The sequence below is a fragment of the Nocardia sp. Marseille-Q1738 genome (genome assembly GCF_965283145.1).
This window is the reverse complement of sequence record NZ_CBDIMS010000002.1, coordinates 1-26,690: the sequence shown is the minus strand read 5'-3', so window position 1 is coordinate 26,690 and position 26,690 is coordinate 1. Positions and strand designations below refer to the sequence as shown.

26 protein-coding genes and 1 pseudogene are annotated in these 26,690 nt (G+C 68.3%); 13 read left to right on the top strand and 14 right to left on the bottom strand.

Annotated features, from left to right (window positions below):
- Positions 1 to 155 precede the first annotated feature (155 nt).
- The 4 genes from ACWPXK_RS08470 to ACWPXK_RS08455 form a co-directional block, all read right to left on the bottom strand.
- Entirely contained in the window at positions 156 to 1,373 is a 1,218-nt protein-coding gene (locus tag ACWPXK_RS08470; RefSeq protein ID WP_454195514.1) for a CaiB/BaiF CoA transferase family protein, read from the bottom strand.
- A gap of 82 nt (positions 1,374 to 1,455) precedes the next feature.
- Positions 1,456 to 2,388, bottom strand: coding sequence for a TauD/TfdA dioxygenase family protein (locus ACWPXK_RS08465; protein ID WP_454195513.1), 933 nt, complete (start codon positions 2,386 to 2,388; stop codon positions 1,456 to 1,458).
- A 306-nt stretch (positions 2,389 to 2,694) separates the two neighbouring features.
- Positions 2,695 to 3,465 carry a deoxyribonuclease IV gene (locus ACWPXK_RS08460; RefSeq protein WP_454195512.1) on the bottom strand — a complete coding sequence of 257 codons (771 nt, stop codon included), beginning with the start codon at positions 3,463 to 3,465 and terminating at the stop codon, positions 2,695 to 2,697.
- 160 nt (positions 3,466 to 3,625) lie between these two features.
- A complete protein-coding gene (locus ACWPXK_RS08455) occupies positions 3,626 to 5,056 on the bottom strand; it encodes an RNA-guided endonuclease TnpB family protein (protein WP_454195511.1) in 1,431 nt (476 codons plus the stop codon).
- A 367-nt stretch (positions 5,057 to 5,423) separates the two neighbouring features.
- On the opposite strand from ACWPXK_RS08455, the gene ACWPXK_RS08450 reads away from it, so the two are divergent.
- Together ACWPXK_RS08450 and ACWPXK_RS08445 are read left to right on the top strand one after the other, a co-directional pair.
- On the top strand, positions 5,424 to 7,235 hold the full coding sequence (locus ACWPXK_RS08450; RefSeq protein ID WP_454195510.1) for a protein kinase domain-containing protein: 1,812 nt from the start codon (positions 5,424 to 5,426) through the stop codon (positions 7,233 to 7,235).
- 3 nt (positions 7,236 to 7,238) lie between these two features.
- Positions 7,239 to 8,927, top strand: coding sequence for a serine/threonine-protein kinase (locus ACWPXK_RS08445; protein WP_454195509.1), 1,689 nt, complete (start codon positions 7,239 to 7,241; stop codon positions 8,925 to 8,927).
- Between the two features lie 184 nt (positions 8,928 to 9,111).
- Here ACWPXK_RS08445 and ACWPXK_RS08440 read toward each other — a convergent pair whose 3' ends face one another.
- Both ACWPXK_RS08440 and ACWPXK_RS08435 read right to left on the bottom strand, forming a co-directional pair.
- Complete coding sequence (locus ACWPXK_RS08440) at positions 9,112 to 9,942, bottom strand: GNAT family N-acetyltransferase (protein ID WP_454195508.1); 831 nt, start codon at positions 9,940 to 9,942, stop codon at positions 9,112 to 9,114.
- A gap of 71 nt (positions 9,943 to 10,013) precedes the next feature.
- Entirely contained in the window at positions 10,014 to 10,238 is a 225-nt protein-coding gene (locus tag ACWPXK_RS08435; RefSeq protein ID WP_454195507.1) for a hypothetical protein, read from the bottom strand.
- 347 nt (positions 10,239 to 10,585) lie between these two features.
- Between ACWPXK_RS08435 and ACWPXK_RS08430 the strand changes: the two genes are divergently transcribed.
- On the top strand, positions 10,586 to 11,014 hold the full coding sequence (locus ACWPXK_RS08430) for a hypothetical protein (protein ID WP_454195506.1): 429 nt from the start codon (positions 10,586 to 10,588) through the stop codon (positions 11,012 to 11,014).
- Positions 11,015 to 11,054: 40 nt separating this feature from the next.
- Here ACWPXK_RS08430 and ACWPXK_RS08425 read toward each other — a convergent pair whose 3' ends face one another.
- Entirely contained in the window at positions 11,055 to 12,179 is a 1,125-nt protein-coding gene (locus ACWPXK_RS08425) for an acyl-CoA dehydrogenase family protein (RefSeq protein ID WP_454195505.1), read from the bottom strand.
- Between the two features lie 9 nt (positions 12,180 to 12,188).
- Positions 12,189 to 13,361 carry an acyl-CoA dehydrogenase family protein gene (locus ACWPXK_RS08420; RefSeq protein WP_454195504.1) on the bottom strand — a complete coding sequence of 391 codons (1,173 nt, stop codon included), beginning with the start codon at positions 13,359 to 13,361 and terminating at the stop codon, positions 12,189 to 12,191.
- Between the two features lie 309 nt (positions 13,362 to 13,670).
- Between ACWPXK_RS08420 and ACWPXK_RS08415 the strand changes: the two genes are divergently transcribed.
- Positions 13,671 to 14,348, top strand: coding sequence for a hypothetical protein (locus ACWPXK_RS08415; protein WP_454195503.1), 678 nt, complete (start codon positions 13,671 to 13,673; stop codon positions 14,346 to 14,348).
- Positions 14,349 to 14,397: 49 nt separating this feature from the next.
- On the opposite strand, the gene ACWPXK_RS08410 is transcribed toward ACWPXK_RS08415, so the two are convergent.
- Both ACWPXK_RS08410 and ACWPXK_RS08405 read right to left on the bottom strand, forming a co-directional pair.
- On the bottom strand, positions 14,398 to 15,345 hold the full coding sequence (locus ACWPXK_RS08410) for a hypothetical protein (protein ID WP_454195502.1): 948 nt from the start codon (positions 15,343 to 15,345) through the stop codon (positions 14,398 to 14,400).
- A gap of 237 nt (positions 15,346 to 15,582) precedes the next feature.
- Positions 15,583 to 16,719, bottom strand: a complete 1,137-nt coding sequence (locus ACWPXK_RS08405; protein WP_454195501.1) for an epoxide hydrolase family protein — start codon at positions 16,717 to 16,719, stop codon at positions 15,583 to 15,585.
- Positions 16,720 to 16,815: 96 nt separating this feature from the next.
- Between ACWPXK_RS08405 and ACWPXK_RS08400 the strand changes: the two genes are divergently transcribed.
- Positions 16,816 to 17,814 (top strand): helix-turn-helix transcriptional regulator, encoded by a 999-nt coding sequence (locus ACWPXK_RS08400; protein WP_454195500.1) that lies wholly within the window; start codon positions 16,816 to 16,818, stop codon positions 17,812 to 17,814.
- 225 nt (positions 17,815 to 18,039) lie between these two features.
- On the opposite strand, the gene ACWPXK_RS08395 is transcribed toward ACWPXK_RS08400, so the two are convergent.
- The gene (locus ACWPXK_RS08395) at positions 18,040 to 18,495 is read right to left on the bottom strand and encodes a MarR family winged helix-turn-helix transcriptional regulator (protein ID WP_454195499.1); all 456 of its coding nucleotides are present in this window, start codon (positions 18,493 to 18,495) and stop codon (positions 18,040 to 18,042) included.
- A 70-nt stretch (positions 18,496 to 18,565) separates the two neighbouring features.
- On the opposite strand from ACWPXK_RS08395, the gene ACWPXK_RS08390 reads away from it, so the two are divergent.
- Together ACWPXK_RS08390 and ACWPXK_RS08385 are read left to right on the top strand one after the other, a co-directional pair.
- Positions 18,566 to 19,033, top strand: a complete 468-nt coding sequence (locus ACWPXK_RS08390; RefSeq protein ID WP_454195498.1) for a nitroreductase/quinone reductase family protein — start codon at positions 18,566 to 18,568, stop codon at positions 19,031 to 19,033.
- Between the two features lie 281 nt (positions 19,034 to 19,314).
- The gene (locus tag ACWPXK_RS08385; protein ID WP_454195497.1) at positions 19,315 to 19,623 is read left to right on the top strand and encodes an antibiotic biosynthesis monooxygenase family protein; all 309 of its coding nucleotides are present in this window, start codon (positions 19,315 to 19,317) and stop codon (positions 19,621 to 19,623) included.
- 215 nt (positions 19,624 to 19,838) lie between these two features.
- On the opposite strand, the gene ACWPXK_RS08380 is transcribed toward ACWPXK_RS08385, so the two are convergent.
- Complete coding sequence (locus ACWPXK_RS08380) at positions 19,839 to 20,939, bottom strand: 4Fe-4S binding protein (RefSeq protein WP_454195496.1); 1,101 nt, start codon at positions 20,937 to 20,939, stop codon at positions 19,839 to 19,841.
- 88 nt (positions 20,940 to 21,027) lie between these two features.
- Positions 21,028 to 22,002, bottom strand: a complete 975-nt coding sequence (locus tag ACWPXK_RS08375; RefSeq protein ID WP_454195495.1) for a helix-turn-helix transcriptional regulator — start codon at positions 22,000 to 22,002, stop codon at positions 21,028 to 21,030.
- Positions 22,003 to 22,172: 170 nt separating this feature from the next.
- Here ACWPXK_RS08375 and ACWPXK_RS08370 point away from each other — a divergent pair, with 170 nt between their 5' ends.
- Complete coding sequence (locus ACWPXK_RS08370; protein ID WP_454196388.1) at positions 22,173 to 22,526, top strand: RidA family protein; 354 nt, start codon at positions 22,173 to 22,175, stop codon at positions 22,524 to 22,526.
- Between the two features lie 79 nt (positions 22,527 to 22,605).
- Here the strand turns inward: ACWPXK_RS08370 and ACWPXK_RS08365 are convergent, their stop codons facing one another.
- Positions 22,606 to 23,517 (bottom strand): SMP-30/gluconolactonase/LRE family protein, encoded by a 912-nt coding sequence (locus ACWPXK_RS08365; RefSeq protein WP_454195494.1) that lies wholly within the window; start codon positions 23,515 to 23,517, stop codon positions 22,606 to 22,608.
- A 106-nt stretch (positions 23,518 to 23,623) separates the two neighbouring features.
- On the opposite strand from ACWPXK_RS08365, the gene ACWPXK_RS08360 reads away from it, so the two are divergent.
- From ACWPXK_RS08360 to ACWPXK_RS08340, 5 genes and pseudogenes are all read left to right on the top strand, one after another.
- Positions 23,624 to 24,349: an alpha/beta hydrolase gene (locus tag ACWPXK_RS08360; protein ID WP_454195493.1), complete on the top strand. Its 726-nt coding sequence runs from the start codon at positions 23,624 to 23,626 to the stop codon at positions 24,347 to 24,349.
- A 40-nt stretch (positions 24,350 to 24,389) separates the two neighbouring features.
- Entirely contained in the window at positions 24,390 to 24,824 is a 435-nt protein-coding gene (locus ACWPXK_RS08355) for a hypothetical protein (protein WP_454195492.1), read from the top strand.
- A complete protein-coding gene (locus tag ACWPXK_RS08350) occupies positions 24,817 to 26,112 on the top strand; it encodes a PPE domain-containing protein (RefSeq protein WP_454195491.1) in 1,296 nt (431 codons plus the stop codon). Before ACWPXK_RS08355 ends, ACWPXK_RS08350 begins: the two co-directional genes overlap by 8 nt.
- A pseudogene (locus ACWPXK_RS08345) lies at positions 26,094 to 26,513 on the top strand (ESX secretion-associated protein EspG); the annotation flags it as partial. The gene ACWPXK_RS08350 and the pseudogene ACWPXK_RS08345, both read left to right, overlap by 19 nt.
- Before the next feature lie 50 nt (positions 26,514 to 26,563).
- The coding region (locus tag ACWPXK_RS08340) for a DoxX family protein (RefSeq protein ID WP_454196387.1) at positions 26,564 to 26,690 on the top strand (127 nt) is incomplete at its 3' end.

The following is a 26,690-nucleotide window of genomic DNA, read 5'->3' as shown; positions in this document are numbered from 1 at the left end:
TATCCCGTCCCCGGGGACGCCTGCGGTCGTACCGATGTGTGCTCATGCCTCCGCCTCGCTAGCGCTCGGCTCCGCCATGACCACCAGGGTGGCAGCGGCCTCCGCCATGACCACCAGGGTGGCTGTGTTGATTGTTCGCTCGCTGCGCTCGCTCATCACTCCTCCAACGCGTCTATCTCGGCGTCGCTCATACCGAGCAACCCGGACAGCACCTCGCGGGTGTGCTCGCCGAGATCGGGGCCGATAGTGCGGATGGGCAGGGACTGTTCGCCGATCACCGGGACGATGCCGGGGAAGCCGACCGTCTTCGGTTCCGGTGCACCGACATCCACGGCGAACGGCTGGATCATGTTGCGTGCCCGGTACTGTTCGTCGGCCACGATATCGGCCGCCGTGTAGATCGGTCCGCACGGAATGGCCGCGGCTTCCAGGAGTTTCAGCGCTTCGGCGCGGGTGTGGCGGATCGTCCACTCGCCGATGGCCGCGTCGAGGCGCTCGCGGTGGCGCCAGCGGCCCGCGTTGTCCTGGAGTTCCGGGTCGGAGGCCAGATCGGGGCGGTCGATGACCTTCATGTAGCGCTGGAAGATGGCATCGCCGTTACCGCCGATGATGATGCTGGTTCCGTCCGCGCACGGGTAGGCGTTGCTCGGCGCGATGCCCTCCATCCGGCCACCCACGCGTTCGCGCTGGATGCCGTAGGCCAGGTAGTCCGGCACCAGCGACTCCATCACCGACAGGATCGCCTCGTTGAGCGCCACATCGATCACCCGCTCCCGCAAGGGCGGCGGTCCATCCGCGTCGGGGCGGCGCTCGCGCTGGAACAGCGCCATCACGGTCCCGAACGCGGCATAGATTCCCGCGATGGAATCGCCGATCGAGACGCCGGTGCGCACCGGCGGACGATCCGGGTCGCCGACCAGCTCACGCAGGCCGCCGACCGCCTCGGCCACCGCGGCGAACCCGGGCCGCGCCGACATCGGTCCGGTCTGCCCGTACGCGGAGATCCGGGTGATCACCAGGTCCGGATTCGCCTCGTTCAGCACCTCCGGGCCCAGGCCCCACTTCTCCAGCATGCCGGGCCGGAAGTTCTCCAGCAGCACATCGCAGCGCCGGATCAGGTCCAGCACGACGCCGCGCCCCGCTTCGCTGCGTAGATCCAGCGTGATGGACTTCTTGTTGCGATTGATCGTCCGGTAGAGCATCGAGGTGTCGCCGCCGTAGAGCCGCCAGTTGCGCAGCTCGTCGCCCACCTTCGGGCGCTCCACCTTGATCACCTCGGCGCCGAAATCGCCGAGGATGCGCCCCGCGGTCGGCGCGGCGATGTAGTTGCCGAGTTCCAGGACGCGCACCCCGTCCAGCGGCCTAATACTCATGGCCACCAGTGTGGACCATGCCGCCATCGGCCTCGGCGCTACCCGCGCTTCAGCGACGGCGTGGCGTGAACTCGCACCCCGCTCAGGACACGAGCAGCCGCGTGTCCTCGATGATCGAGTAGTGCTCGGCGCTGCCCGCGATGCTGGTGCTCGCCGCGCCGTCGACACCGACCGGGACGTCGCCGGCCAGCGTGATGCGGGTCAGCTTGCGTGGCTGGTCGTCGTAGTCGTCGATGGCGTAGTGCTGGGTGGCGCGGTTGTCCCAGATGGCGACGTCACCGGGTGCCCAGTTCCAGCGGGCGGTGTTCTCCAGACGGGTGACCCGATCCTGGAACAGCCGGAACAGCGCGTGCGATTCGGTGCTGGACAGCCCGGCGAAGTGCTTGACGAAGTGGCCGAGCAGCAGCGCCCGCTCCCCGGTCTCGGGGTGCACCCGCACGACCGGGTGTTCGGTCTCGTAGTAAGTGGACTCGAACTCGGCGCGGTAGACGGCGGCGTTCGGCCGCGGCGCCGCACCGGTGCGGGCCGCGTAGTCGTAGACATTCGTGTGTACCGCGCGCAGGGACTCCGCGAGCCGCTTCAACGGCTCGGGCAGCGAGTCGTAGGCCGCGACGGTGGAAGCCCAGGTGGTGGCGCCGCCGTAGCTCGGCAGGTGCACCGCGCGCAGGATGGACGCCTTCGGGATGCGGTCGACGAAGGTGACGTCGGTGTGCCAGCTGTTCGCACGGCCGTGCTCGGAATCGATGGCCAGGCTCTTCACGCCGTGCGAAGTGACGGTCGGGTGCGGGGTGGTCGGCGTGCCGAGCAGTCGGGCGAACTCGTACTGCCCGTCCTCGGTGAGGTGGTCCTGCCCGCGGAAGAAGATGACCTTGTGCTCCAGCAGGGCGCGATGGATCACGTCGACGGTGGCCGGGTCCAGGTCGCCGCCGAGCCGGACATTGTCGACCCGCGCGCCGATACGGGCGCCGAGCCTGGTCACGGAAGCGGTGGATGGGGTGGCGGGTGCGACCGTCATGAGATCACCTTCGCTGTCGAGATCGGTTACTGCTCACCCGAGCACATCACCGAAACCAACCCGCCGACCAGGGTTTTCGTCGCGCTGATCACAAACGAACACCGATCGACCAAGCCCACCAAGCCCGCCGGGTGCGAGTCTCGCCCGCACAGGTAACGGACGAAGCCCACCCAGTCCGCGGCGTGCATGCCTCTCCCGCAAGCTCAACCGATCACCGGCAAACAACCCCGTAACGGACGAACCCGACCTGGCCCCGCCGGGTGCGAGTCTTACGAGCACCGTTCGCGGCGCCGCAGGCGCTGCACATCAAACACAGTGTTCGCGCAAGTAGGCCAGATCCTCCGCGACGCCCTCGGCAGGGGTTTCCAGGATCACCGGAGCGCCCGCCGTTTTGCACACTTCGGCCAGCAACTGTGGATCGATGGTGCCGTCGGCGAAATTGGCGTGGCGGTCGGCGCCGGAATTGAACTCGTCGCGTGAGGAGTTCAAGTGCACCAGGTCGATCCGGCCGGTGATCGCCTTGATCCGGTCGACGACGCCGATCAGTTCCTCGCCGCCAGCCCAGGCGTGGCAGGTGTCCAGGCAGAACCCCGCGCCGTAGTCGCCGACCGCGTCCCACAGCCGGGCGATGGAATCGAAGTGCCTGGCCATGGCGTGGTTGCCGCCCGCGGTGTTCTCGATCAGGATCGGCACCGCGAAGCCGCCTTTGTCCTGCTGGCGCTCGAACAGCTTGCGCCAGTTGTCGATTCCGGTCTCCAGCTCGGCATCGGAGCGCACGTGCCCGCCGTGCACCACCAGGCCGAACGCACCGAGGTCGGCGGCCGCCTTCGCCTGCTGCGCCACCGCGTTGCGCGAGGGCATGCGCAACCGGTTGTTCAGGCTCGCCACGTTGATCTGATAGGAGGAGTGCACCACGACCTCGATCGGGCTGGCGAGGATCTCCTCGGTCCGCGGGTGCGGAGTGGGTTTGTCCCAGCTCTGGGGGTCGACCACGAACATCTGGATGAGATCGGCGCCCAGTTTCTCGCCGAAGCCGATCGGGTCGCTGTCGAGCCGGACATGTGCTCCAATGCGCATGCGGTCAGCTTATCGGGGGTCACTGACAAGCAAAGGCGGAGGTCGCGCCGTCGCTGTTGCATCCCGATCCGGCGATCCGGTCCGGCGAGATACATGGTTGAAGCGTGTCTGATAACCCGTGTGGGTTGGTCGGACACCGCCCTTCTCGGGCGTCGTCGGCTCACACCGGTATGGGGTGAGCGTCGGTTCCCGCGTCCACCGGGCTGGTTGCACCGGCACCCGTGGGGTGCCGGTCAGTGCCTTCCCGTCGGCGGGCGTTGGTGACCCGGCCTCCTGCTTGGGGGTCCGGGGATCGTGGAGGGTCTTGATGGGTCGCCGCCCAGGCGGCGAGGTTGACCGCGGCATTCAGATCGCGGTCGGCGCGGTACCCGCATCCGCAGGTGAACACCCTCTCCGCCAGTGTCAGACCGGTGTTGACGACACCGCAGGCTGAGCAGCGTTTGCTCGACGGGTACCAGCGATCGGCTATCGCGACCGCACCGTGGCGCCATTGTTGTTTGTAGTGCAGCAGCCGCGCGAACTGCGCCCAGCTCGCGTCGCCGATCGCGCGGGCCAGGCGGGAGTTGCGGAGCATGCCCGCCACGTGCAGGTCCTCGATGACGAGCCGGTCGTGGGTCTGGACCAGCTTGTTGGTGATCTGATGCAGGAAGTGGCGGCGAATGTTGGCGACTCGGTGGTGGTGGCGGCCCAGGCGGGCGGCGGCGTCTCGACGGTTGCGTGATCCTTTCTTCGTGCGGGATAACGATTTCGCCAGCCGCCGCTGCCGGGCCATCCCGGCAGCCAACGGTGTGGGCGGGTTGTCGATCCGGGCGACTTCGCCACCGTCGGCGGTGGCAGCGACCAGGTACGCCGACAACCCCCGGTCGATACCGACCCACCCGTCGTGGTCGCCGGTGTCGCGGGGCGAGTGGTGGTGGGCTGTGTGGAGGTCGGCGGCTTCGGTGCTCACGCTGATCCACCAGCGGCCCGCCCGCTGCGACACGGTGGCGCACAGGATCTTCGCCCGCCGGGTTGCGAGCATGCGGCGCAGGCGGCGGGTGTCGTCGCGCACCCGGATCATCCCGATGCTGGGCAGGGTCACCGACCGTGGTGTGTCGTTGTCGCCGACGCGGATCACCGGGCGTTTGCCTTGGCGGTGTTTGTTGCGCAGCCGGAACGACGGGGTGGCGGTGTGTTTCTTCTTGAACCGGGGAAAACCGACCCGTCTGCCCGGGCGCTTGCCGGTGCGGGAGTCCGACCAGGCGGCCAGCGCGCGGCCGCAGTCGACGGCGGCTTCCTCGAACACCTGCTGGCACACCTGATTCCGCCACGCCAGCCCGGTCACCTCCACTTCCGCGACCCCGCCGGGGTCGACGGCGAACACCCGCCCTGCGGCTTCGGTTTTCTTCCACGTGTTGAACGCGTTGATCAGATCAAACCCGGTCCACGGCACCGGATGCTGCGGGTCGGTGTTGCGGTGTGTGAGTGCGGTTTTCACCATGTCCAGGCATTGGTTGAACGCGAACCGCGCTGCGCCCGCGTGGCGGGTGAGCACGGACTGCTGCTCGACCGTTGGGTCGAGGCAGTACCGGAACGTGGTGTGCCTGCTCATCGCCGGAAGTGTGGCAGAAGCCACCGACAACAACGCCAGTCACGAGGCGATGATCGACATCGCCTCACTCCAACCACACACCGACCCGACGACTCGCCCGAGCCTCCGACCAACACCAGAGCTCTCAGACGCCCCTCTTTGGTGTCCGCGCACTTGACTCGACAAGGGGGTGTCAACGGTGCTGGAGAATGGCGATGTCTCCGCGGGCTACGTCATCAAACGTGTGTCTCGGCGTGGCGGCATGGGCACCGTCTACTGCTATGGTTTCGATGTTTTCCGTGGTCCAGCCCGTCCTGGATCGCACATTCTAATTGCTGTACGCCTGTTCGCCGGTGGGTCCCGGCGAGCGGCGGGAAGTGGAGCAGTCATGCTGGCCAGCGGTGACGTTTTCGCCGGCTATGTCATCGAGCGGCAACTCGGGCGCGGTGGCATGGGATCGGTATACCTGGCGAAACATCCGCGGCTGCCGCGGATGACCGCGCTGAAGCTGCTGAATCGGGAGATGTTCTTCGACAAGGAGGTGCGGGCGCGGTTCGAACGGGAGGCGGATCTGGTCGCGCAGCTCGATCACCCGAACATCGTCACGGTCTACGACCGCGGGCTCGAGGACGAGCAACTGTGGATTTCGATGCAGTACATCGACGGCATCGACGCCGCCTCGGTGCAACCGGCGTCGCTGCCACCCGAACGCGCGGTCCAGATCATCAAGGAGACCGCCGACGCGCTGGACTACGCGCACGGCAGCGGCGTGCTGCACCGCGACGTGAAACCCGCCAATATCCTGCTGGCCCGCTCCAGCGCCGGGCGTGGTGAGCGGGTGTACCTCACCGACTTCGGTATCGCGCGACTGCGCGACGACACCGGTCACCTCACCCAGACCGGCACTTTCACCGCGACCCTCGCCTACGCCTCGCCCGAACAGCTCACCGGCGCCGCGCTCGACCACCGCTCCGACCAGTATTCGCTGGCCTGCTCGCTGTTCTGGCTGTTCACCGGCACCGGCCCGTTCTCGGCGACCAACCCGGCCGCGGTCATCCAGGGGCATTTGCAAGGTGCGCCACCTGCGTTGAGCAGCGTCCGGCCCGGACTGCCCTACGCGCTCGACAGCGTGCTCGCCAGAGCGATGGCCAAGCGTCCCGACGACAGGTACGGCAGCTGCGCGGAGTTCGCCGCGGCCGCCAAGCAGGCGCTGACCGGTCCGAGCGTGCCGTCGATGCCGGTCGTCGGCGGTCCACGGCCGGTCACGAGCCCACCGCAGCCGACCATGGGTCCGCGCCCGACCACCGGGCCGCAGATCCCGACGACCGGCACGCCGCACCCGGTGGCGCACGGGTCCGCGGTGAGCGGCCCCGGCTACCAGGTGAACGGCCCGCACACCAGCGGACCGAATTCGCTTGCCGCGACGGCGTCGCCGATGACTCCGCCACCCGCGACGCTGGTGAACTCCAGTCCGCACATCGGCCCGGCGCCACAGCCCGCAGCCACCAATCCCTACAGCCAGCAATCCGGGTTCTCCGGCTTCGCCGCTCCGCCGCACGGCGCGCACCTGCGTCCCCCGGCCGGACCGCCGGGCAAGAAGAACACCGGTCTGATCATCGGCATCGCGGTGGGCGTCGTCGTGTTGATCGTGGTGACGCTCGGCATCATCGGCGCGGTCTCCGATTCGGGCTCGAACAACGCAGGCCCGACGACTACTTCGGCTGTCAAGCCGTACATCGTCGACCCGACCCCGGAAGCGGTGGGCGCGGAGTTCCCGCGGATGGTGCCCGCCTCCCAGACCGAGGAGATCGGCTACAACGGCGCCGAATGCTGGCTGGCCTCACCGAGTTCGCCGCCGTCGCCGTCCAAGGGCGAGCCGGACTTCGGCGACTGGGCCGTGCAATGGCGCTGCTTCAAGGGCGGCAACAACGACGATCCGTACTACCGGATCTACGCCTACAAGACGCCCGCCGACGTGCAGACGGTGCTGAAAGGGCTGCCCTCGCAGGCCGCCAAGTCCACCGACACCAATGGCGGAAAGTCCTACACCAACTACAAATACAACGAGGACGGCGCCAAGATGGTCACCGCGTTCACCGGCGACCCGGATCGCGCCCAGTTCCTGATGTACACCGACGGCTTCAGCTTCACCACGATCGACGAGCTGCTGCGCTGGTGGCGCTCGGCTCCGCTGAACTGACCGATGCTGCACACCGGTGAGGTTTTCGCCGGGTACACCATCGAACGCCTGCTCGGCCGCGGCGGGATGGGATCGGTGTACCTGGCGCGGCATCCGCGGCTGCCCCGGCTGACGGCGATGAAGCTGTTGAACCCGGAGCTGTTCCACGACAAGGAGATCCGCGCCCGCTTCGAGCGGGAAGCGGATCTGGTCGCACGGCTGGACCACCCGAACATCGTCACGGTGTTCGACCGCGGCGTCGAAGGCGAGCGGCTGTGGATCTGTATGCGATTCATCGACGGCACCGATGCCGCCGCGGTGGAGACGCGGACGCTACCGCCGCACCGGGCGGTGCAGATCATCGCCGAGACCGCCAAGGCGCTGGACTTCGCGCACAGCCGCGGCGTGCTGCACCGCGACGTGAAACCGGCGAACATTCTGCTGGAACGCGCCGAGGGCGGGCCGGAGCGCGTCTACCTCACCGACTTCGGCATCGCTCGGTTCCGGGACGACACCGGACGCCTCACCCAGACCGGCTCCTTCACCGCCACCCTGGCCTACGCGGCGCCGGAGCAGCTGTCCGGCGGCGTGCTGGATCATCGGGCGGATCAGTATTCCCTGGCCTGCACACTGTTTCGGCTGCTGACCGGCACGGTGCCGTTCGACGCCACGAATCCGGTCGCGGTGATCCAGGGACATCTCATCGCACCGCCGCCACCGGTCAGCGGGCTGCGTCCGGGACTTCCGGTGGCGCTGGACGCGGTGCTGGCCAGGGCCATGGCCAAGCACCCGGCCGACCGCTTCGACTCCTGTACCGAATTCGCCGCCGCGGCATGGCAGGCGCTGACGGGTCCCGCAGCGTGGCAGCCGTCGCCTCCGCCGAACCACCCTGCCCCCCAGCCGGATCCGTCGGCAGGGCGCTCGTGGCAGCCGCCTCCTCCGACAAATCTCCCTGCCCCCCAAACTGATTCGTCGGCAGGGCGGCGGGCGGCACGCGCCTATCTCGGCCCGGTGCGACGTTCCCGCTGGCATGCCTCGGTAGCCGGGTGGATCGGCATGCTGCTGGTGCTCGGCCTCATCGGTCTCATCATCAAGGCGGTGCTCGACGACACCGGACCCTCTGGTTCCACCAGTCCAACGACCACGGTGCGCGCCCAGAACGTCGCGCCCTCGGCCAGCGGCCGTCCGACCACGACCGTTCCGACGACGACCGTTGCGGCCACCACGGACCGTGCCACGACCGGCGCCCGCGCCGCGGAACTGAGCGGCGCGTTCCCGGACATGTTGCCCGAGACCACGGCCGACAGCTTGGTGCACGCCGGCACCGGATACAACAAGGCGGGCTGCTTCGCCCACGAGCCGGATGAAGTGACTCCCGACCACGAGGACCCGGATCTCGGCGCCTGGGTGCTGATGTGGAGCTGCTTCGGCGGACCGAACAAGGCGGCCTTCGACTTCTACCTCTACGGCTCCCCCGCCGACGCGCAGGCCGTGCTGGACGCCTTGCCCGCCAACCACCGCGCCACCGCCACCAACAACAGCGGCCACACCTACACGAACTACACCCTGCGCGACAGCCGCAACCTGCGCCCCCGCATGATCACCGCGTTCCCCGGCGACGCACGCCGAGCGGCCATGCTCATGTACAGCACCGGCTTCATCGCCACCGACGCCGAGTTCATGAACTGGTGGAACTCGGCGCCGCTGAACTGAGCAAGCACTTCTGCTCCATGGAGACATGGACCAGCGCCTAGCGCGGCTATTCGGCGGATGGCCGAGCAGCAGGCGTGCGAGCCCACCGACGGGACCGCGGCCGGTCCGCACCCCGAGCCGTCCGCGAACGGGTCGAGCCGGGTATCGCGGCCGACTCTTCCGTGTCGGCGCGCCGGGCGAGGAGTTAGTCGAAGACGTAGTGCGCGAAGTCGTGGGTCGGATGGAAGCCGATCGTGCGGTAGATCCGGGTGGCCGTGGCGTTGGCCGTGTCGGCGAACAGGCAGACGTCCAGTCCCTCGGCGCGGAGCAGCTTCGCCACGTGCGCGGTCACGGCGCTGGCATAGCCGTGCCCGCGCGCGGCGGGCGGGGTGTAGACCGGTCCGATCCGCGACCAGCCTTGGATCGGGATCTGGTGGGCGGCAAGGCTCACCGGCTCACCGTCGCGCTCCCACAGCCACCAGCGGCCCGCGACGATGCGGCGCCGGATCGCGGCCTCGCCCAGTCCGGGTCCCATCTCCGACTCCTCGCGCATGGCGGCCAGCCATGCCTGCAACAGCGCGATATCGGATTCGATCGCCTGACGCGGGTTTCCGGCGACGTCGGGCATCCGCAGAGCGCCGAGCCGGTACAGCCTCGTCGTGTAGGACTGGTGAAATCCCGTGCCGAGCAGCGCACACCAGTGCTGGGCGAAGGCGGTCGCGTCACCGACGATCCCCTCGACACCCGCGCTTTCGGGAACCACGTCGGCCAGCGACCTGGCCACCGCGGCGATGCTGTCGGGCGGTAGCTCACCGAGGTACACGTCGCGGCCCGCCACCCGCATGGCGGCGCCGATCACCGAAGCGTCCTCGTCGTGGACGGAGAGGAATCGCGACGGCTCCGCCGAGGCATCGATCCCCGTGACGTGATTGGCGATGCTGGTGGTGATCACGGTATGGCGCAATGGATCACGCAGCAGGAGCGACTCGGCGCGCGAGCGGAACTCGGTGGCGTCGGTGGTGATCTCGATCCTCATACAGATCACGGTAGGCGCCTAAAGTGTTGCGCACCCTGATTTTTCGCACCAGCACGGGAAACCGGGCCGGGTCAGTCTGCTTCGCCACCACCCGCACGGAGCTTGAGCAGGACCAGCCCCGCGGTGCACGCGAGAATGAGTCCGGCCACGGTGATTTCGACGTGCAGGCCCGCGATGCCGAGCACCGCCCCGACGATTCCGCCGATGAAGATCAGCCAGGCCAGCGTCCGCGACAGAATCGTGGACAGCGTGCGCGCCTGCTGATTCGACGCCAGATGCTGCGCAGTTGCCGACACCGCATCTTCCGCGGCGCGGGATGAACCACGCCGGGACGCTGTCGAGTAAGCTCCCATCATCTACTCCTCGATGACGCCGGTCAGAGAACCACTGTCACGTTCTCACACAACGTGTCTCTCAGCCCGATACCGGCGTCTCACGCGTAACTTTGCTCACACACGCTACGACTCCGGCACGCCGGAAGATAGCGACACGTGCCCGCGACACGCCGACGAGACCAATTCGATATCTGAATTATCAGCGTTTAACGCGTCCTCCGGGCGCATACCCAGCGACCGCTCACCTCGCTCGACCAACCGGCCTCGAGTAAGGTGAGGCCACTCGAAACACACGAGGAGTGTCACCGATGGAGAGCAGCAGGGCCAAGATCGCCGGTCCGGCGATCGCCGCGGGAGCGGTTTCCATCGGACTCGTCCTGATCGGCGCGTGCGGGGTCGGCAAGCACGACACCTACGTCCCGCCACCGCCGTTGAAGGCGGGTCAGCATGCCGAGCCGGTCGTCCAAGAGGACACCACCGGCCCGACGACCCCCAAGGTGATCATCCCGCCCTCGCCGACCTGGAAGGTCGCGCCGTACAACCAGCAGCGCGCAACACCATTCGCGGGTTTCATCACCAGCACCTCCGCCGACCCCTCCGGACGAGCCGACGACCCGGCGCACGCCGCACCGCCCGAGGACACGCGACCGCCGTCCACCACGCGTGCGGCCGAACCAGCGGACGAGCCGACCGCCACGCAGCGCAGAACCACCACCGCGCGAGACGAAGACGAGTGACCCGCGGTGGTGTGCGCGAAACGCACACCACCGCACGGTTCTACAGCTCGGGCAGCTCGTAGTCGCCGACTCGGGAACTGAGCACTCGCAAATGCTCGAGCCCACCGCCGAGGGTGCGCTCGATCGCGGTCAGCCGGGCCACGTAGTGGCCGACCGGGTACTCGGCGGTGACGCCGATGCCGCCGTGCATCTGGATCGCTTCCTGCCCGATGTGGCGGGCCGCGCGGCCGACCTGCAACCGTGCCCGCGAGGCGATCACCGGGTCGTCGGCGCCGTCGGCCACTGACGCCGTGGCGTACAGGCTCATGCTGCGCGCCAGCTCGAGCGAGACGTACATGTTCGCCGCGCGCTGGGTGAGCGTCTGGAACTTCGACAGCGTGACACCGAACTGCTTGCGCTGCTTCAGGTACTCGGTGGTGAGCCGCAGCGTCTCTTCCATCGCGCCGACCGACTCCGCACAGAGGCTCGCCTGCGCATGCGTGAGCACCGAGGCGATCGCTTCGGCCGCGTCCCCCTCGCCGAGCCGCTCGGCGGGCGCGTCGGTCAGTTCCAGCTGCGCGCCGCGCTGGCCGTCCACCGTGCGGTAGGACTTGCGGACCACGCCCGCCGCGTCCGGCGCGACCAGGAACAGCCCCACCGCGCCGTCCGGCAATACCGCGCTGACCACCAGCTCGTCGGCGCAGTCACCGTGCGCAACGGGATTCTTGACACCGGTCACTGTGTACGAGTCACCGTGTGCTTCGGCTGTGGTCGCCAGTTCGGTGGACGGCCAGCGCACCCCGGGCTCGGAGTGGGCGAACGCGAGCAGTTTCGCGCCCGAGGCGACCTCCGGCAGAATCCGCTGCCGCTGCTCGGCGCTGCCCGCCTCGGCGATCAGCCCACCTGGCACCAGCACCGCGTCCAAGATCGGTTCGGGCGCGAGCCTGCGGCCGACCTCTTCCAGCACGACCATCGTCTCCACCGGACCGGCGCCGACGCCGCCGTCCTCCTCGGCGAAGCTCAGCCCGAGCACGCCCAATTCGGCGAGCTGACGCCACACGTCGCGGCTCCAGCCCAGGTCCGAATCGGTGATCTTGAGCCGGGATTCGGCGTCGTAGGTGCGTGCGAGCAGGTCGCGAACCGTGTCGCGGAGCATGACCTGTTCATCGGTGAGATCGAAATCCATGGTGACGCCTCACAATCCGAGGATCGTGGAGGCGATGATGGTGCGCTGCACCTCGCTGGAGCCTCCGTAGATGGTTGTCTTGCGGTAGTTCAGGTAGCTGGCGCCGCTGCGCTGCGCCCAGCCGGGCGAGGCGATGTCGTCCGCCTCCACCGGGATCGCGTCGGGTCCCGCGATGTCCAGCAGCAGCTCGGTGGCCGCCTGCTGGAGCTCCGAGCCGCGCAGCTTCAGCACCGACGAGGCCGGATTCGGTTTGCCGTCCGAGGAGTTGGAGACCACGCGCAGCTGGGTGAGCTCCAGCGCGAGCAGTTCGTTCTCCAGCTCGGCGACCCGCGCCGCGAACACCGGGTCCTCCAGCAGCGTTCCGTTGCCGGACTTGATCTGCGCCGCGTGCTGCTTCGCGACGCCGATCTTGACCTTGGTGCGGCCGACGCCGGTGATGCCGGTGCGTTCGTTGCCGAGCAGGAACTTCGCGTAGGTCCAGCCCATGTTCTCCTGGCCGACCAGCTGATCGGCGGGCACCCGGACGTTCTCGAAGAAGACCTCGTTCACCTCGTACCCGCCGTCGATCAGCTTGATCGGACGAATGGTCACGCCGGGCGACTTCACGTCGAACAGCAGGAACGAGATGCCCGACTGCTTCTTCGGCGCATTGGGGTCGGTGCGGACCAGGCAGAAGATCCAGTCGGCGTACTGGGCCAGCGTGGTCCAGATCTTCTGGCCGTTGACGATGTAGGAATCGCCGTCGCGGACCGCGGTGGTGCGCAGCGCGGCCAGGTCGGAGCCGGCGTCCGGCTCGGAGAAACCCTGGCACCACCAGATGTCCAGCGCGGCGGTCGGCGGCAGGAAGCGCTCCTTCAGCTCCTGGGAACCGAAGTGGGCGATCACCGGTCCGACCATCTGCGCGTTGAAGGTCAGCGGCTCCGGCACCGAGGCGAGCTGCATCTCGTCCTGCCAGATGTGGCGCTGCATCGGCGTCCAGTCCTTGCCGCCCCACTCGACGGGCCAGTTGGGCACCGCGAGGCCGTGGTCGTTGAGGATCTTGTGCGCGGTGACGAAGTCCTCGCGGGACAGCTCACGGCCGGTGCGCACGCGCTCGCGAATATCCTCCGGGATCTCGGTCCGATAGAACTTTCGCAGTTCGTCGCGGAAGGCGACGTCGTCGGGGGACAAGGATAGTTTCATACGTAGCTCCCTGTGTGTCTCGTTCGTCCCGAGTCAAACGTACCCTGCCGGAAACGTCCACTGTCGACTGGATCACACCGAGTGGACGAACGGACCTGGTTGCCGGGCGGCGGCCAGGGACGAAGGCCGCCGCAGACCCGCGCCGGAAGGCGCCGCATGAAGGGCGCAGCGGGCGTAGTCCGGCCGCGGACCCATGCCGGCGTGAGCGAAGGCGAGGCAGCCGACTATCCGGTACGACAGAACCGGCGACCTGGTACGTTGCTGCTCGTGGGTCGGGGACCACGCAGGATTCGGTATCGAGGAGAACGAGTGAACGGCAGGACCATCGCACGCGCCGCGGCGGCCGCGGCATCTCTCGGCATCGGCGCGGTTCTGACGTTCTCCGTCCCGGCCGCCGCCGAGCAGACCCCGGCGCCCGTCGACACGGGCTTGGCCCACCTGACCGAGATCGCCGGATCCGATACGACCGCGCAAGAAGGCGTCGCCGCGCTCACCCGGTACGCCACCTTGGTCGACGCCGCGAACCTGCGTGACGTCTCCAGCGTGTTCACCCCCTTCGCCTACGCCGCGCCCACCTTCGGCTGCGGCAGCAACGGGCCGATCACCACGATCATCGCCGCCGCGACCACCGATGGATCCGGCAATGCCCGGGACCTGAACGTCCCGCCCGGTGCGCTGCGGTTCAGCGCCACCCCTTCGCACCCCGGCGCGCCGCTGGCCTCCGGGCTCGTCGTCGCGTGGGTCAACGTGAACACCGGCGCCAGCGGCCTCGCCCCGCTCGACGACGTGACCGAATACCGCTTGCCGTCGCTGTCCAAGACGGTCAACAGCGGTCCGGGCACGGTGCTTGCCTCGATGTGGGGCATCATCGACTACCCGTTCGCGCACTGTGTGATGACACCCACGGTCGGCCTCTTCACGGTGCCGTTCCCGGCTCCCGCGGCACCGGTCGGCACCGAACCAGCGCCCGCCCCGGCAACTCCATAGCCCACGCCAGGCCCAGCCGGGATGGCCGTTCGCGCCCCGATCGCCGCGGTTACCAGGGACCCCTACCGAAGATGATCTCGGTCCCGGACGGAATGATGAGTTCGGAGTTATAGGTAACCCGCGACAGTTTGTCGATGGTCGTCACCTGAACCGTGTCCGTCACCCTGGAATATGTGTCGGTGACCGGGTCGTGCACCACTTCGTGCTTCGGCGGAGGCCAAAACGAATACACCTCGGGAGATCCATCCGAGCCCACACGTCCAGTGGCCATCGAGACGTGGAGGGCGTTCCGGCCCCACATGACGAGATCACCACGTTGCGGCCGCGGACCTCCCGGCTCTCCGGCGTAAATAGTCCGCTCCCCCGGAATGAGCCGGTCCCCCATACGGTTCAGCCAAGAATCCAGGATTCCTTTCGTGAATCCCCCATCAGGATCTTTCGGGCCTTTCCAGAATCTCCCGCCGGGATCCCTGGGCGGATCGAGCAACTCACGGAGCGTGGGTTTATCCAGCACACCCGCCCGAGCTGCCGCATAGCAGATCATCTCCCAACAGTTCAGACCGTAATGCTGGTTCAGCGGAGCGAGCGGACCCTCTGTTCTCAGCCACCTTTCGAAGGTTCTCAGATCATGTCGAAATGCTCCGGGATCATAGTTCGCCCACCGCGCATCCCCACCCTCTCGCCACATTCTTTCGAATTCATCCGCGACCAGCAGCGGCGCATTTTCCGGCGTCGAAGCCCGCTCCGGCGGGTCCGGCCACCGGAATTCGGTTACGTCGAACTTGCCGTTGTCCGACATAGGTTTTTCATTGCCGACTCCAACCTCATCGAGTGTGCGTGAGTTAACCGCGTCGGTTTCCGCGAACACTCTGGTCGCGCGAACGCCTTCGGCCACTTCCTCCAGGTCACGCCGGAGAATGCCACTCGCATCGCCGATTCCACGGTTCAGCCGACGCAGCATTCCAGCGATTGTCTTGCTCAATTCACCAGCGAACATCGGGTCACTCCGATCCAGACCTCAGAGCGCATCCGAGTAATCAGGCTCGCCGACGCGAGTACCGGAAAGATTCGGACAGTGAGTTATGGAACGCATGAATGCTCAGGGTAACCCGCGGAATGTCACCGAGACGCCGGAACCGGCGCCTCTGCCCCGCACCGCAACTTCGAAGCCGCGGAACAAAACTTCGCAGTTGCGGTGGGGCGAAGCCCGCGGCCTTCGACGTCTCCTCCGCGCTCAGCGCAGCAGGGCGAAGAACGTTCGGATGTCCGCGGCGTGCTGGTCCGGGCATTCCATCGCCACGAAGTGGTTGCCGGCGTTGCCCTCCGGCCAGTGCACGATGGTGTTGTCCCGCTCGGCGAGCCGCCGCATGAGCGCGGAGCCGCCGCCGTAGGTGCCGGTTGGCACCAGCTTCTGGCCTTTCGGCCAGGCGAAACCGCCGTCGCCGAGGCCGTTGTACATCGGCCAGGACGACGAGGCCGCGGTGTTGGTGAACCAGTACAGACTGATGTTGGTCAGCAGGTGGTCACGGCTGATCACGTCCTCGACGCGGTCGGCGAGCGGGGCGAACTCGGTGAACTTCTGCATCAGCCAGGCGAGCAGACCCACCGGGGAGTCGGTCCAGGCGTGCGCGAAGGTCTGCGGGGCGTCGTGCAGCAGCACGTGGTGGTTCACGCCGGTCATCCACGTCTGCATGAGGTCCCACTCGGCGCGTTCGTCCGGGGTCATGGTGGGCACGTCGGCCTCGCTCGGCATCCCGATCCCGCCGTCGAGGTGCACACCGATCACCCGGTCCGGTGCGGCGATGGCGAGTTCCGGCGCGACGTAGGCGCCGAGGTCGCCGCCCTGCGCGCCGAAGCGCCGGTAGCCGAGCCGGTCCATCAGCACCAGCCACATCTCCGCTACTTTTCCCGGTGTCATGCCCGGCTCACGCGGTCCTTCGGAGAACGCGAAGCCCGGGACCGAAGGCACCACGACGTGGAAGGCTTGCGCCGGGTCGAGACCGTGCGCGCGCGGATCGGCCAGCAGGCCGATGGTCTCGGTGAATTCGACGAACGAGTTCGGCCAGCCGTGGGTGAGGATCAGCGGCGTGGCGTCCGGCTCCGGCGAGCGAACGTGCACGAAATGCACGCCGAGGCCGTCGATATTCGTGACGAACTGCGGAAACTCGTTGAGCGCCGCCTCCTGCGCGCGCCAGTCGAATCCGGTCCGCCAGTACTCGGCCAGCTCGCGCAGGTAGTCGACCGGCACGCCGCGATCCCACCCCGTCCCCGGCAGCTGGGCCGACCAGCGGGTGCGGGCGAGCCGGTCGTGCAGGTCATCCAGGTCGGCCTGCGGGATCGCGATGCGGAACGGGCGGATGTCGGTGGTCATCGGTACGGCTCCTTGCCGGTCGGTCCTGCGTTACTACGACGACAGTAGGGAGCATCTAGGACTATTCAGGTCCTAGATTTTTGCGATCCTGAACCGGTGAACGACACACCCGCCCGATTGCTCCGCCTCCTCTCGCTGCTACAGACTCCACGCGAATGGCCGGGCAGCGAACTGGCCGAACGCCTCGGCGTCACCGACCGCACGGTGCGCCGCGATATCGACCGCCTGCGCGAACTGGGCTATCCGGTGACCGCGACGCTGGGCGCGGCGGGCGGCTACCGACTGGTGGCGGGCGCGGCCATGCCGCCGCTGCTGGTCGAGGACGACGAGGCCGTCGCCATCGCGGTCGGGTTGCGCGCCGCCGCCGGGTCCGCCGTGGCCGGGATCGAGGAAGCCTCGGTCCGGGCGCTCGCCAAACTCGAGCAGGTGCTGCCCGCGAAATTGCGGCGCAGGGTGCGGGTCCTCGGCACCGCGTTGACCCCGCTCACCGACGACGGCCCCGCGGTTGATCCCGAAGTGCTCGCCACGCTCGCCGCGACCGTGGCCAACCGGGAGCGGGTGCGTTTCGCCTATCGCGCCGAGTCAGGTACCGAGACCCGGCGCAATGCCGAGCCTGTGGGTCTGGTGCCTGCCCGGCGGCGTTGGTATCTGGTCGGCTACGACCTCGACCGCGCGGACTGGCGGGTCTATCGCGTGGACCGGATCTCCCGCCCACAGCCCACCGCCGCGCGCTTCACCCCGCGCCCACTACCCGCCGCCGACGCCGCCGCCTACGTGACTGGACGCCGAAGCGACTGGGGCACACCGGTATTCCGGATTCGAGCGACCATCGACGCCCCGGTCCACCGGGTAGCGGGGCGACTGGGCGACGGTCCAGGCGAGGTCGTCGCGATCACCGAGCACTCCTGCCGGATCGATGCGGTCCGGGACGACTCGCCGGAATGGCTGGCACACCGGCTCCTCGGGCTGGGAGCGGACTTCCAGGTGTCCGAGCCACCGGAGCTGATCGCACAACTGCGCGTCATCGCCCGGCGGATCGACCGCGCGGTGACCACGAACCCAGGGGCGAGCACCGGCGCCAGACGAGCTCTATGAGCGGATCGTGCCGATCACCGGCGCACGGCTCATGCCGGACCGTGTGGGACGCCCCATCGCCGCGATGACGAACCGACGCCCGAGAGCCTGCGCCCGACTTGCCACGACACAGGGACTTCAACCACGTGGCCCGGTTCTTCCGCCCCACGACCAAGCGCGCGTCCCGGCGTTGGGTTGGCGCAACCAGGGCGGATGGTCCGCGCAACCTGGCCGCATCCGGCGAGTTCAGGTCTGTTGTCGATTCGGCATGATTCCGGCGAGCACCTTGCCGGACAGTCGGCGGAGGGTTTCCAGCTCCTCGTCGGACAGCTGCCCTGCCAGCGTTTCCGCCAGGACCGAACCGTAGACGCGGCGGGCCTTTCGCAGCGCGACACGCCCCTCGGGGGATAGCGCCGCCCGCACCTCCCTGCGGTTGCGCTCCACCGGTCCGCGGACCACCCACGCGCGCTTCGCCAATCGGTCGACGATCCGCGTGAGCCCGCCGGGAGTGACGGCGAGCGCCTTCGCCAGATCGCTCATCCGCAGGCCGTCCGGCTCGGTTGCCAGCCAGGCCATCAGATCGTGCTCGACGAGCGAGCATGCGGCCTCCGCGGTGAGCCGGGCGTCCAACTGCTGTCGCACCGCGGCATGGAGCAGGTGGAGGTTGCGCCAGCTGAGCATGGCGGGGCTCGGTCGGCTCATGCCGGACAATGTAGCCGACTCATCGATACTTTCCTCGACAAGTATTGCCGAGGAAAGTATCGTCAGGGGCATGGTGTTCGACAGCAGGCGCGGAACCTATGGCCGACGCAACCAATCCGCCGGGCCGGTCACTCGATGGCTCAGCAAGCGCATGATGAACTGGCATCGGCGCAAGGGCGGGAAATTTCAGGGAATGGACGTGCTCGTCCTCACCACGGCAGGAGCCAAGACGGGACAGACGCGGCAGACGGCGCTGGCCTGGTTCCCGGATGGCGAGGACGCGTGGCTGATCGTCGCATCGGCGGCCGGAGCGCGAGGTAATCCCGCGTGGTTCCACAACATCGCGGCGCACCCGGACCAGGTGTGGGCCGAGTTTCCCGATCGGACGATTCATGTTGTGCCGTCGCAACTTACCGGCACGCGCAGAGCGGCTGCCTGGGAGCGGATCACCGCGGCCCAGCCCCGTTACGCGAAATATCAACAGGCCACCGATCGTGTCATTCCGATCATTCGACTTGTTCCCGCGGAAAAGGACTGAACCTCCCCGCTTCCACGCCCCACAGCGGCGGCCGAGCATCGGCCGCCGACAAGTACGAGCCGACCGCGTGTCCGGATCTGTGGGCAGGAAGTCCTTGAGCAGTCGCGCGAGCACGAAGACACTTGTCTGTGGTGTCCGAGCGGCTCGCGACTCGGCGGCTACGCGCCGCTGCGTTGTGCTGTGCGTTCCGGGACAAGTCATTCCGGTTCGGCGGGGCGGTGCGCGTTCGGCTACCGCGAGTTCTCCGGTCACGTAGAACCCACCAACGGATAGGCAATCGTATGACGGACAACGGAATCACCTTCATCAACGTCCTCGAAATACCCGCCGAGCAGATCGATGAATTCATCGAGAACTGGCACGAACGGGCAAAGATCATGCGGAAGGCACCCGGCTTCCGGGACGTTCGTCTGCACCGGGCGCTCCTGCCGGACGCACGATTCCAACTCGTCAACGTCGCACACTGGGACAGTGCCGAAGCCTGCGAAGCCGCCGGGACCAACGCGGCGGTCGTGGCGTCGGTCGACGCCGCCAGACAGGTCGCCAGCGCGAACCCGGCCCTCTACCAGGTCGTAGCCGAATACCTCTGAAACACGGGTCCTTCCGCAGACTGCGGAGTCGAATGGTGGCTCAACCGCGCAGCTGAGCCACCATTTCACTACGCTCGGCGCATCGCGCTGCCGGGTCGCCGGCACGAACCCGGCTCGCTTCGAGGTCGTAGCCGAATATCTGTGAGCTCGGCCCTGGGTCGCTCGCCGAGCACGTTCGGGCGGCGCGCGCCCATCCGCCAGGCCGGGTGCGTCGATCAGTCCGAGACAGTACGCGGGCGCGGCCGGGGGCCGATCTGATCGAGTAGTGCGTTGACCTCGTCCGGGAAGCCATTGGTGACCGGCTTCGGGGTCTTGTTCGGAAACCGCCGCGTGACGTGTTCCTCGGCGGCCGATCCCGGCAGTACGTAAACGGGTTCCGGTTTGTTCTGCAACGGACGCACGACCTCGTCGAGGTGTCCCTTCCGGTCATCGAGGAAGGCACCGATCACGTCCTCGCCGGCCGGGCACACCGCCATGCAGTAACCGGCCTTGTAGCTGGGTTTGAACGATAGGCTCTGCCACATCGAAAAGGACTCGCCCGTGGTGACGCGTTCGCGATACTCGTCGCGGTCGGCGCTGTCGGCGACAGTTTCGGCCCAATCGGTGAAGCCGCCCATGAACTCTCGGTAGTTGTGCGTGTAGCACGCCTGAAAATCGAAACCACCATCGTTGGTGATCGCGCCGACCGGGCACGCGGACACGCACAGCTTGCACTCGAGACACGGGTTGAACTCCAGAGCGGCGCTCGGCTCGTCGATTACGGCATCGGTGACAACTGTGCCGAGCAGGATGAAGTTGCCGAATTTCGGGTGAATGACGTTGCGGTGTATACCCATGACGCCCAAGCCCGCGGCCTGCGCTACCACCTTGTGGGCGATCACCCAGATGCGCCCTGGGAACTGAGCGACCTCCATCGGGTATCCCGGTGCGGGGTAGACAGCGCGGTAGCCGGCATCTTGGAGCGCCCTGGTGATACGGCGCGACACGTCGTTGGTTTCGTCGTCGGCATGGTTGAATTCGGTATTGGCGAGGCTGCGCTGCGGACTGCGCAGATTGTCGCGATTCATCCGCACGCAGAAGGCCACGAACGTGCGGGCCATGGGCAGAATCCCACGCGCGTGCTCGAATTCTTCCGCCACCCGCGGATCGTCGACCGGAACGAAGCCCACATCGTCCGCGCCGGCGGCGAGGCAGATCTCGCGCAGGCGGGAGGTGGTCAGTGCCGGATCAGGCGTCTTCCGCGCCCGCGCGGCAATCTGTTTGACGGTGGGGTGGTCCGCCAGCCGCCGCCTTGTCGGTTCCTGGTCCGTCGACATCGGTGCCTCCTGGTCTCCACGAGACCGGAACGGCCTCAACAAGTTAGACCCCGTGAGTTACCGAAACTCATCGCTGCGCACGCGGGGCTCAGGATGACTCTCCGTATCGGGTGGCAATCGCGGCGGCGCGGTTGCGCAGGGAAGTGCGCAACGACCGCGGGGCCAGGGCTTCCGCGTCCGTGGCGAGCTGCCACAGCGCCCATTCGGCGTGTCGGGAATCTTGGAAGGTCACCTCCAGCCGCAGCCAGCCGTCTGCGTCGGGTTCCTCGGTGCGGACGGCCAGTGCGGTGCTCACCAGGTCCTCCCGTCGCGCCGGGTGCACCCGTACCAGCACGGCGATCTGGTCGCCGCTGGTCCGAAACTGTGTGCTGCGTTCCTGCCAGGCCAGGTCCAGATCGACCCGGTCTGGTCGCTGCGCCGGTTCGGGGAGTTCCTGTGCAGCCAACACCCGCGACAGCCGGTAGGTGCGGTCCGCGCCGGATCTCATGGCCAGCAGGTAGCCCCGCTCGCGAACGATGACCAGGCCGATCGGGTCCACCGTGCGCCACTTCGGGGTCTGGTCGAGGGCCGCGTAGTGGATGCGCAGCTTGTTTCCGGCGAACACCGCGCGCCGGACCTCGGCCAATATGGTGCCGGGCACCTCCTCGGCGACCAGCCGACGCGACAGCAGATCGGTCTCCGGGTCGATGAGCAATCGCTCGGCCACGTCAGCTGCGGTGTCCCGATAGCTTTCGGGTAGCGCGTCGACCACCTTGAGCATCGCCGAAGCAAGCGCCGAGCCGAGGCCGAATGCCTGCGCGCCGCGCCGCGATCCGGCGATCAGCAAGGCAAGCGCCTCGTCGTGGTTCAGCCCGGTGAGCTCGGTTCGAAACCCGGGTAACAACGCGAAACCGCCGCGCCGGCCGCGTTCGGCGAAGACCGGGACACCGGCCGCGGACAGCGCCTCGATGTCGCGCAACACGGTGCGGGTGGACACCTCCAGCTCGTCGGCCAGCTCGGCCGCAGTTAGCCGACCGCGCTGGCGCAGCAGCAGCACCAGTGACACCAACCGGTCGGCGCGCATACGAAAACTTTACCGAATACACGACACAGGATGTCGTAATTCGCTGGGAGGCTTACCACCACGGCGTCAGCGGCTACCGGGCCGATGGACGTACGTACTTCAACGAATCGAATGGAGCTGATGTGGTAGCGGAACGAACGGCAGTCAACCCGGTGACGTGGTCGGTGGAGATGGGATTCAACCAAGGTGAGCTCGTCTCCGGGCACACCCGGACCCTGTACTGCTCCGGCCAGACCGCGATGAGCGGCGACGGCAAGCCCCAGCATGACGGTGACATGGCAGCGCAGTTGGCGCTGAGCCTCGCCAACCTGGAGGCCGTGCTCGGCGAGGCCGGCATGTCGCTGGCGAACCTCGTCCGGCTCAACGTCTACACCACCGACGTCGATCTGCTTTTCCAGCACTACGGCGTGCTGGCGTCGCGGTTGGGCGCTTCCGGCGTGGCACCGACTACCACGATGCTCGGGGTCACACGGCTGGCGATCCCGGGCCAGATGGTCGAACTCGAGGGAACCGCCGTCGAGTGATGCCACCTCGCCGCCTCCGGTAGGGCCGCCGGAGGCGGCGAGGCCGGGCACCAGCCCTTCGCGCGATCGGGCCGATCGGTCAGTGGGACAGGCGGATGCGCAGGATCGCGCCACCCTCGGTACTCGCGAGCAGTTCATCCGAGCGGCCGGGGATGGCCGCCACGGCGGTCAGCGGCTGGCCGTTGAGGACCGCGCACCCGGCGCCGGTAGCGGGATCGACGCGGACCAATTGGCCTGCGAGGGTCGTCACGTAGAGGATGCCCGCCTGATCGACCAGGAGGTCGTCGGCGAAATCCGGCAGTCCGGGTAGCGGCGAGGACAGGTCGGCGACAGTACCGCGGTCGGCGGGCGCGGCGAGCGGGATGCGGACGACCCGGCCCAGCGGGCCACCGTTGGCGGTCACGTACAGCACGCCGTCGTGGACGGCGGCGCCGTTGGCGGCGAGCCCGGCCACCGCCTCGCTCCACGCGGCGTCGACAACTCCGTCCGGACGAACCTTGACCACGCCGGAAAGGGTGGCGACGTAGAGGTTTCCGGCCGGGTCGAACGCGGCGCCGTTCGGCATCGTGAAGCCGGAGACGAAGACCTCCGGGTTCGGCGCGGCCGCGCTCGGATCGAAGCGGATCACCCCGCCGGGGCGAACGACGCTGCTCGGCGCGTCACCGTAGACGACGTAGAGCAGTCCATCCGGGCCGAGCCGGACCGCGCCGGGAAATTCCACCGGGACGGTCGCGGTGAGCCTGCCCGCTGCGTCGTAGCGCTGGACTTCGTTGCGGTACAGCCGGGAAACCCACAGATTGCCGTGCGCGTCATACCCCAGGTTCTCCGACCAGTCGAGCACCGGCAGTCCGGCGGGCACGGCGGTAGCCGCCACGGCGGGCGCACAGGAAGCGACCGGCGGCGCCGCGGTGGCGGCCGGCGCGAGCGCACCGCTGAGGGCTACCGCGGCGGCGGGCAAGAGCAAGGCGCCTCGACGGAAGAAGGTTCGCAACGGGCACCTCGGCTCGGAAAAAGGGCTGGTCGCCGGGCAGTGTAGCTGCCTTTCGCCGAAAATTGTGCGGTCCCATCCGCGACACGATCTTTGGCACTATCGGTGCATGCCATTCTTCGACGGCACGCGCGGCCGGATGCACTATCGGCGGTGGCCGATCGAAAACCCGCTGTACACGGTAGTTCTGCTGCCCGGAATGGGTCAGCACAGCGGTCACTATCACCGCTTCGCCCACACCATGAAACCGGCTGAGGCCGAAGTATGGGCGTTGGATACCTCCGGGCACGGACTGAGCGAAGGCGACCCACAGCATCCCGGCGCCCTGGTCGAACTGGTGGACGACGCGACGCGGTTCATCGAGGTGGTCCGGGCGACGCAGCCGAACCGGCCACTGATCCTGATGGGCCACTCGCTCGGCGCGGTCACCGCGCTGGCCATGCTCGGCGCCGCGATACCGGATTCCGGAGAAGCGGCGCCGGATTCGGCAGTCTTGGAACGGGACTATCCACTGCGGCCCGCCCTGCCGGAGCAGGCATTGGCAGGGCTGGTGCTGTCCGGCGTCCCGAAGCGCGCACTTGGTGGTGGAGCGCCAGGCGCGCCGGGAACGCCGCTGCCCCGCGAACTTCCGGTGCTCGCGGTGCACGGCGTGGATGACCGGCGCGCGCCGATCGATGCGATCAGGGTATGGACTAGCCGCCACGAATCGGTAGATTTGCGTGAGTACACCGACGCAGGGCACGACCTGCTACACGAGCCGGTGCACGCGCGGGTCACTGCCGACATCGCGAACTGGATACAGGATGTCGTCGTGGGGTTGGCACGACGTCCGTGAACCGAACACGCTCTTCGGATGAGGAAGGGGGACGGGGCAGATGCCATCGCAGGAGAACGGGTTCGGCGGAGAGCCACCCGCCGAGGTCACCGCGCCCGGTATCGACGTCGCCGCGCTGAACCAGGCGGTCGACGACGGCTCGCTGTGGATCGACGGACTGCTGGTCGCCGACGGCGCACACGAACGGTGCGCACGGCAGTACGAGCAGCTCGCCGACCGGGTCGAGGCGCAGATTCGTATCCTGAGCGCGGCCACGTCGCTACCCGGTTTCGGCGGATTCGCCTCGGGTGACGCGCTGCGCGGCGGGTTCGAGCGCAAGGCCGACGGCGCGATCGCCCGGCTCGCCGAATATGCCACCGCGGCACGGGAACTCGCGCAGACCTTCCGCGCCGCCGCCGCTGCCTACCAGAACGCCGACCAGGCGCTCGCCATGGCGGTCGAGCGGATCGACGTGACGGGAGCGGCTCATGCGTGAGATGCCGCGCGCCGGCGAGCGGGCAACGCACCGGCGCACCGACCCCGCCTACTCGCCCAACGTCGAGGTCTTCGACAACCTCACCCATGCGGAGATCCACGCCAAGGTCCAGCTGCTGCATCCCGGCGTCCTCGCGGGCGGCCAGCAGGCCTGGGGCGACGCAGCGGCGAGTCTCGCCGACGCGATCTTCCAGGCGCACAACGAGATTCGCGCGGCCATCGCCGACGGCTGGCGCGGCGCCGCCGCGAAGAGCGCGGACGCGGTGGTGCGTGTGTTCGAGCAGAGCGGCCAAGACCTCGCCGACGTCTTCGCCGTGGTCTCGCAACGCCTCGGACAGGCCGGCGACGCCGCGGAGGCGCTGCGGGCCGCGGTATCCGAACCCGCCGACAGCACGCCGGATCTCGGTGCGGCGCTGCTGGATCCGGACCGGGCGACCAGCAATGTCGAGGGCCAGAAGGCGAGCGAGCACGCGCGTCAGGACGTCGTGCGCGCGATGAACGACATCTACGCTGGCGTGTTCATCCGGACCGGCACCGACGTGCCCGCGTTCCCCGACGAGCTGGACGACCAGGCACCTGCCCCGTCCGCTGCCGCACCGGCGAGCAAAGCCACCGGAGTCGACCCGATTTCACCGGATGCGCAGCCGATTTCGCTCGAGAACACCCCGCAAGGTCCGAACCGGACAACGGACCCGAGCCCGCGCTCGGGCGAGGCGCCAACCGCTCGAACCTCCGCCGACGACAGCCCGGCGACGACAACCGCGGGACTCGCGCCGACCGGCACCCCGGTCGCTGCCGACTCGCCGACGACCACGCCCCGGGTCGGACCCGTCGCCGAGACACCGCTCTCCACGGTCCCGGCCGCATCCGGAATCCGCACCGTTCCCACCGCGAGCGCACCCGCACCGACGACCGCACCGGCTTCGGCGACCGGCGAGCCGGTCATCGTGCCCGGCGCGGGTAGCCAGCTCCCGCCGGAGGACCAACGCAAGCGTGACGAGCGGCGCAAGGACAACGACAGCAGCGATGCGGTCACCGGTCTCGGCGCGGGCGCGGTGGGCGGGTTGATGGGCGGCGCGCTGGCCGCGGCCGACGCCCCGCGATCCGGGGCGAGCCCGGCCGCGAACGCGGCGAGCGCGCGAACCGTCCCCGTCGACGACGAAGACGACGAGTTCGACCTCGACGACCTCCCGACCTTCCTGGAGCCCTCCGACGACGGCGGTGAACTCATCGGGTCGATGGATCCGACCACGCCGCCCGTGCTGGGCGAATGGGCCGAGTACGAGTGAACTGGACGCTGACCCCGGACCAGTTCGCGCTGGCTTGGTCGCGCACCGACGGCGATCGCATTCCCTATCCCCTCGCCGTGCGCCTGTCCGCACGCGACACCGGCGAGCGCGCCGCGCAACTGCCCGCGCTGGAGCGGTGGTGCGATGCGGTGCTCGACGCGGATCTGGAAGCGGCGCTGCGCGTTCTCGCGCAGCCGGACCTGCGGATCGAGGTGTTCGGGCAGCGTGAATCGGCACCGGTGACGTCTGTTCCGCACCGGGATGGCAGGCCGTTGACGCCGCCTCCGGCCCCGCCGACGGACAGCGAGCAGGCACCCGGTACGGCTTCGCGTCCGGTCCGGATTCTCGGCGCCGTCACCGGCAACGTCGCGGTGGTCGCGGCGCAGCGCCCGGGGGCGACACTCGACCACGGCGGCGACGTGCGGTTGTTCGTCGGCAGCTCGAAGACTCTGTGGAGCCCTTGGTGGAATACGGCGTACCGAAGTCCTGGTGGAACTGGCTCGGCGTGGCGAAAGCTGCCGGGGCGGTCGGCCTCGTGGCCGGCTTCTTCATCCCGGCCGTGGGCGTGGCCGCTGCCA

Bases quoted from the DNA above. Each gene is read 5' to 3' on its own strand.
- ACWPXK_RS08420 (WP_454195504.1), bottom strand. From the start codon at position 13,361: ATGAAACTATCCTTGTCCCCCGACGACGTCGCCTTCCGCGACGAACTG.
- ACWPXK_RS08410 (WP_454195502.1), bottom strand. From the start codon at position 15,345: ATGTTCGCTGGTGAATTGAGCAAGACAATCGCTGGAATGCTGCGTCGG.
- ACWPXK_RS08445 (WP_454195509.1), top strand. From the start codon at position 7,239: ATGCTGCACACCGGTGAGGTTTTCGCCGGGTACACCATCGAACGCCTG.
- ACWPXK_RS08470 (WP_454195514.1), bottom strand. From the start codon at position 1,373: ATGAGTATTAGGCCGCTGGACGGGGTGCGCGTCCTGGAACTCGGCAAC.
- ACWPXK_RS08430 (WP_454195506.1), top strand. From the start codon at position 10,586: ATGGAGAGCAGCAGGGCCAAGATCGCCGGTCCGGCGATCGCCGCGGGA.
- ACWPXK_RS08465 (WP_454195513.1), bottom strand. From the start codon at position 2,388: ATGACGGTCGCACCCGCCACCCCATCCACCGCTTCCGTGACCAGGCTC.
- ACWPXK_RS08455 (WP_454195511.1), bottom strand. From the start codon at position 5,056: ATGAGCAGGCACACCACGTTCCGGTACTGCCTCGACCCAACGGTCGAG.
- ACWPXK_RS08440 (WP_454195508.1), bottom strand. From the start codon at position 9,942: ATGAGGATCGAGATCACCACCGACGCCACCGAGTTCCGCTCGCGCGCC.
- ACWPXK_RS08360 (WP_454195493.1), top strand. From the start codon at position 23,624: ATGCCATTCTTCGACGGCACGCGCGGCCGGATGCACTATCGGCGGTGG.
- ACWPXK_RS08425 (WP_454195505.1), bottom strand. From the start codon at position 12,179: ATGGATTTCGATCTCACCGATGAACAGGTCATGCTCCGCGACACGGTT.
- ACWPXK_RS08460 (WP_454195512.1), bottom strand. From the start codon at position 3,465: ATGCGCATTGGAGCACATGTCCGGCTCGACAGCGACCCGATCGGCTTC.
- ACWPXK_RS08380 (WP_454195496.1), bottom strand. From the start codon at position 20,939: ATGTCGACGGACCAGGAACCGACAAGGCGGCGGCTGGCGGACCACCCC.
- ACWPXK_RS08375 (WP_454195495.1), bottom strand. From the start codon at position 22,002: ATGCGCGCCGACCGGTTGGTGTCACTGGTGCTGCTGCTGCGCCAGCGC.
- ACWPXK_RS08405 (WP_454195501.1), bottom strand. From the start codon at position 16,719: ATGACCACCGACATCCGCCCGTTCCGCATCGCGATCCCGCAGGCCGAC.
- ACWPXK_RS08450 (WP_454195510.1), top strand. From the start codon at position 5,424: ATGCTGGCCAGCGGTGACGTTTTCGCCGGCTATGTCATCGAGCGGCAA.
- ACWPXK_RS08370 (WP_454196388.1), top strand. From the start codon at position 22,173: ATGGGATTCAACCAAGGTGAGCTCGTCTCCGGGCACACCCGGACCCTG.
- ACWPXK_RS08350 (WP_454195491.1), top strand. From the start codon at position 24,817: ATGCGTGAGATGCCGCGCGCCGGCGAGCGGGCAACGCACCGGCGCACC.
- ACWPXK_RS08355 (WP_454195492.1), top strand. From the start codon at position 24,390: ATGCCATCGCAGGAGAACGGGTTCGGCGGAGAGCCACCCGCCGAGGTC.
- ACWPXK_RS08385 (WP_454195497.1), top strand. From the start codon at position 19,315: ATGACGGACAACGGAATCACCTTCATCAACGTCCTCGAAATACCCGCC.
- ACWPXK_RS08395 (WP_454195499.1), bottom strand. From the start codon at position 18,495: ATGAGCCGACCGAGCCCCGCCATGCTCAGCTGGCGCAACCTCCACCTG.
- ACWPXK_RS08390 (WP_454195498.1), top strand. From the start codon at position 18,566: ATGGTGTTCGACAGCAGGCGCGGAACCTATGGCCGACGCAACCAATCC.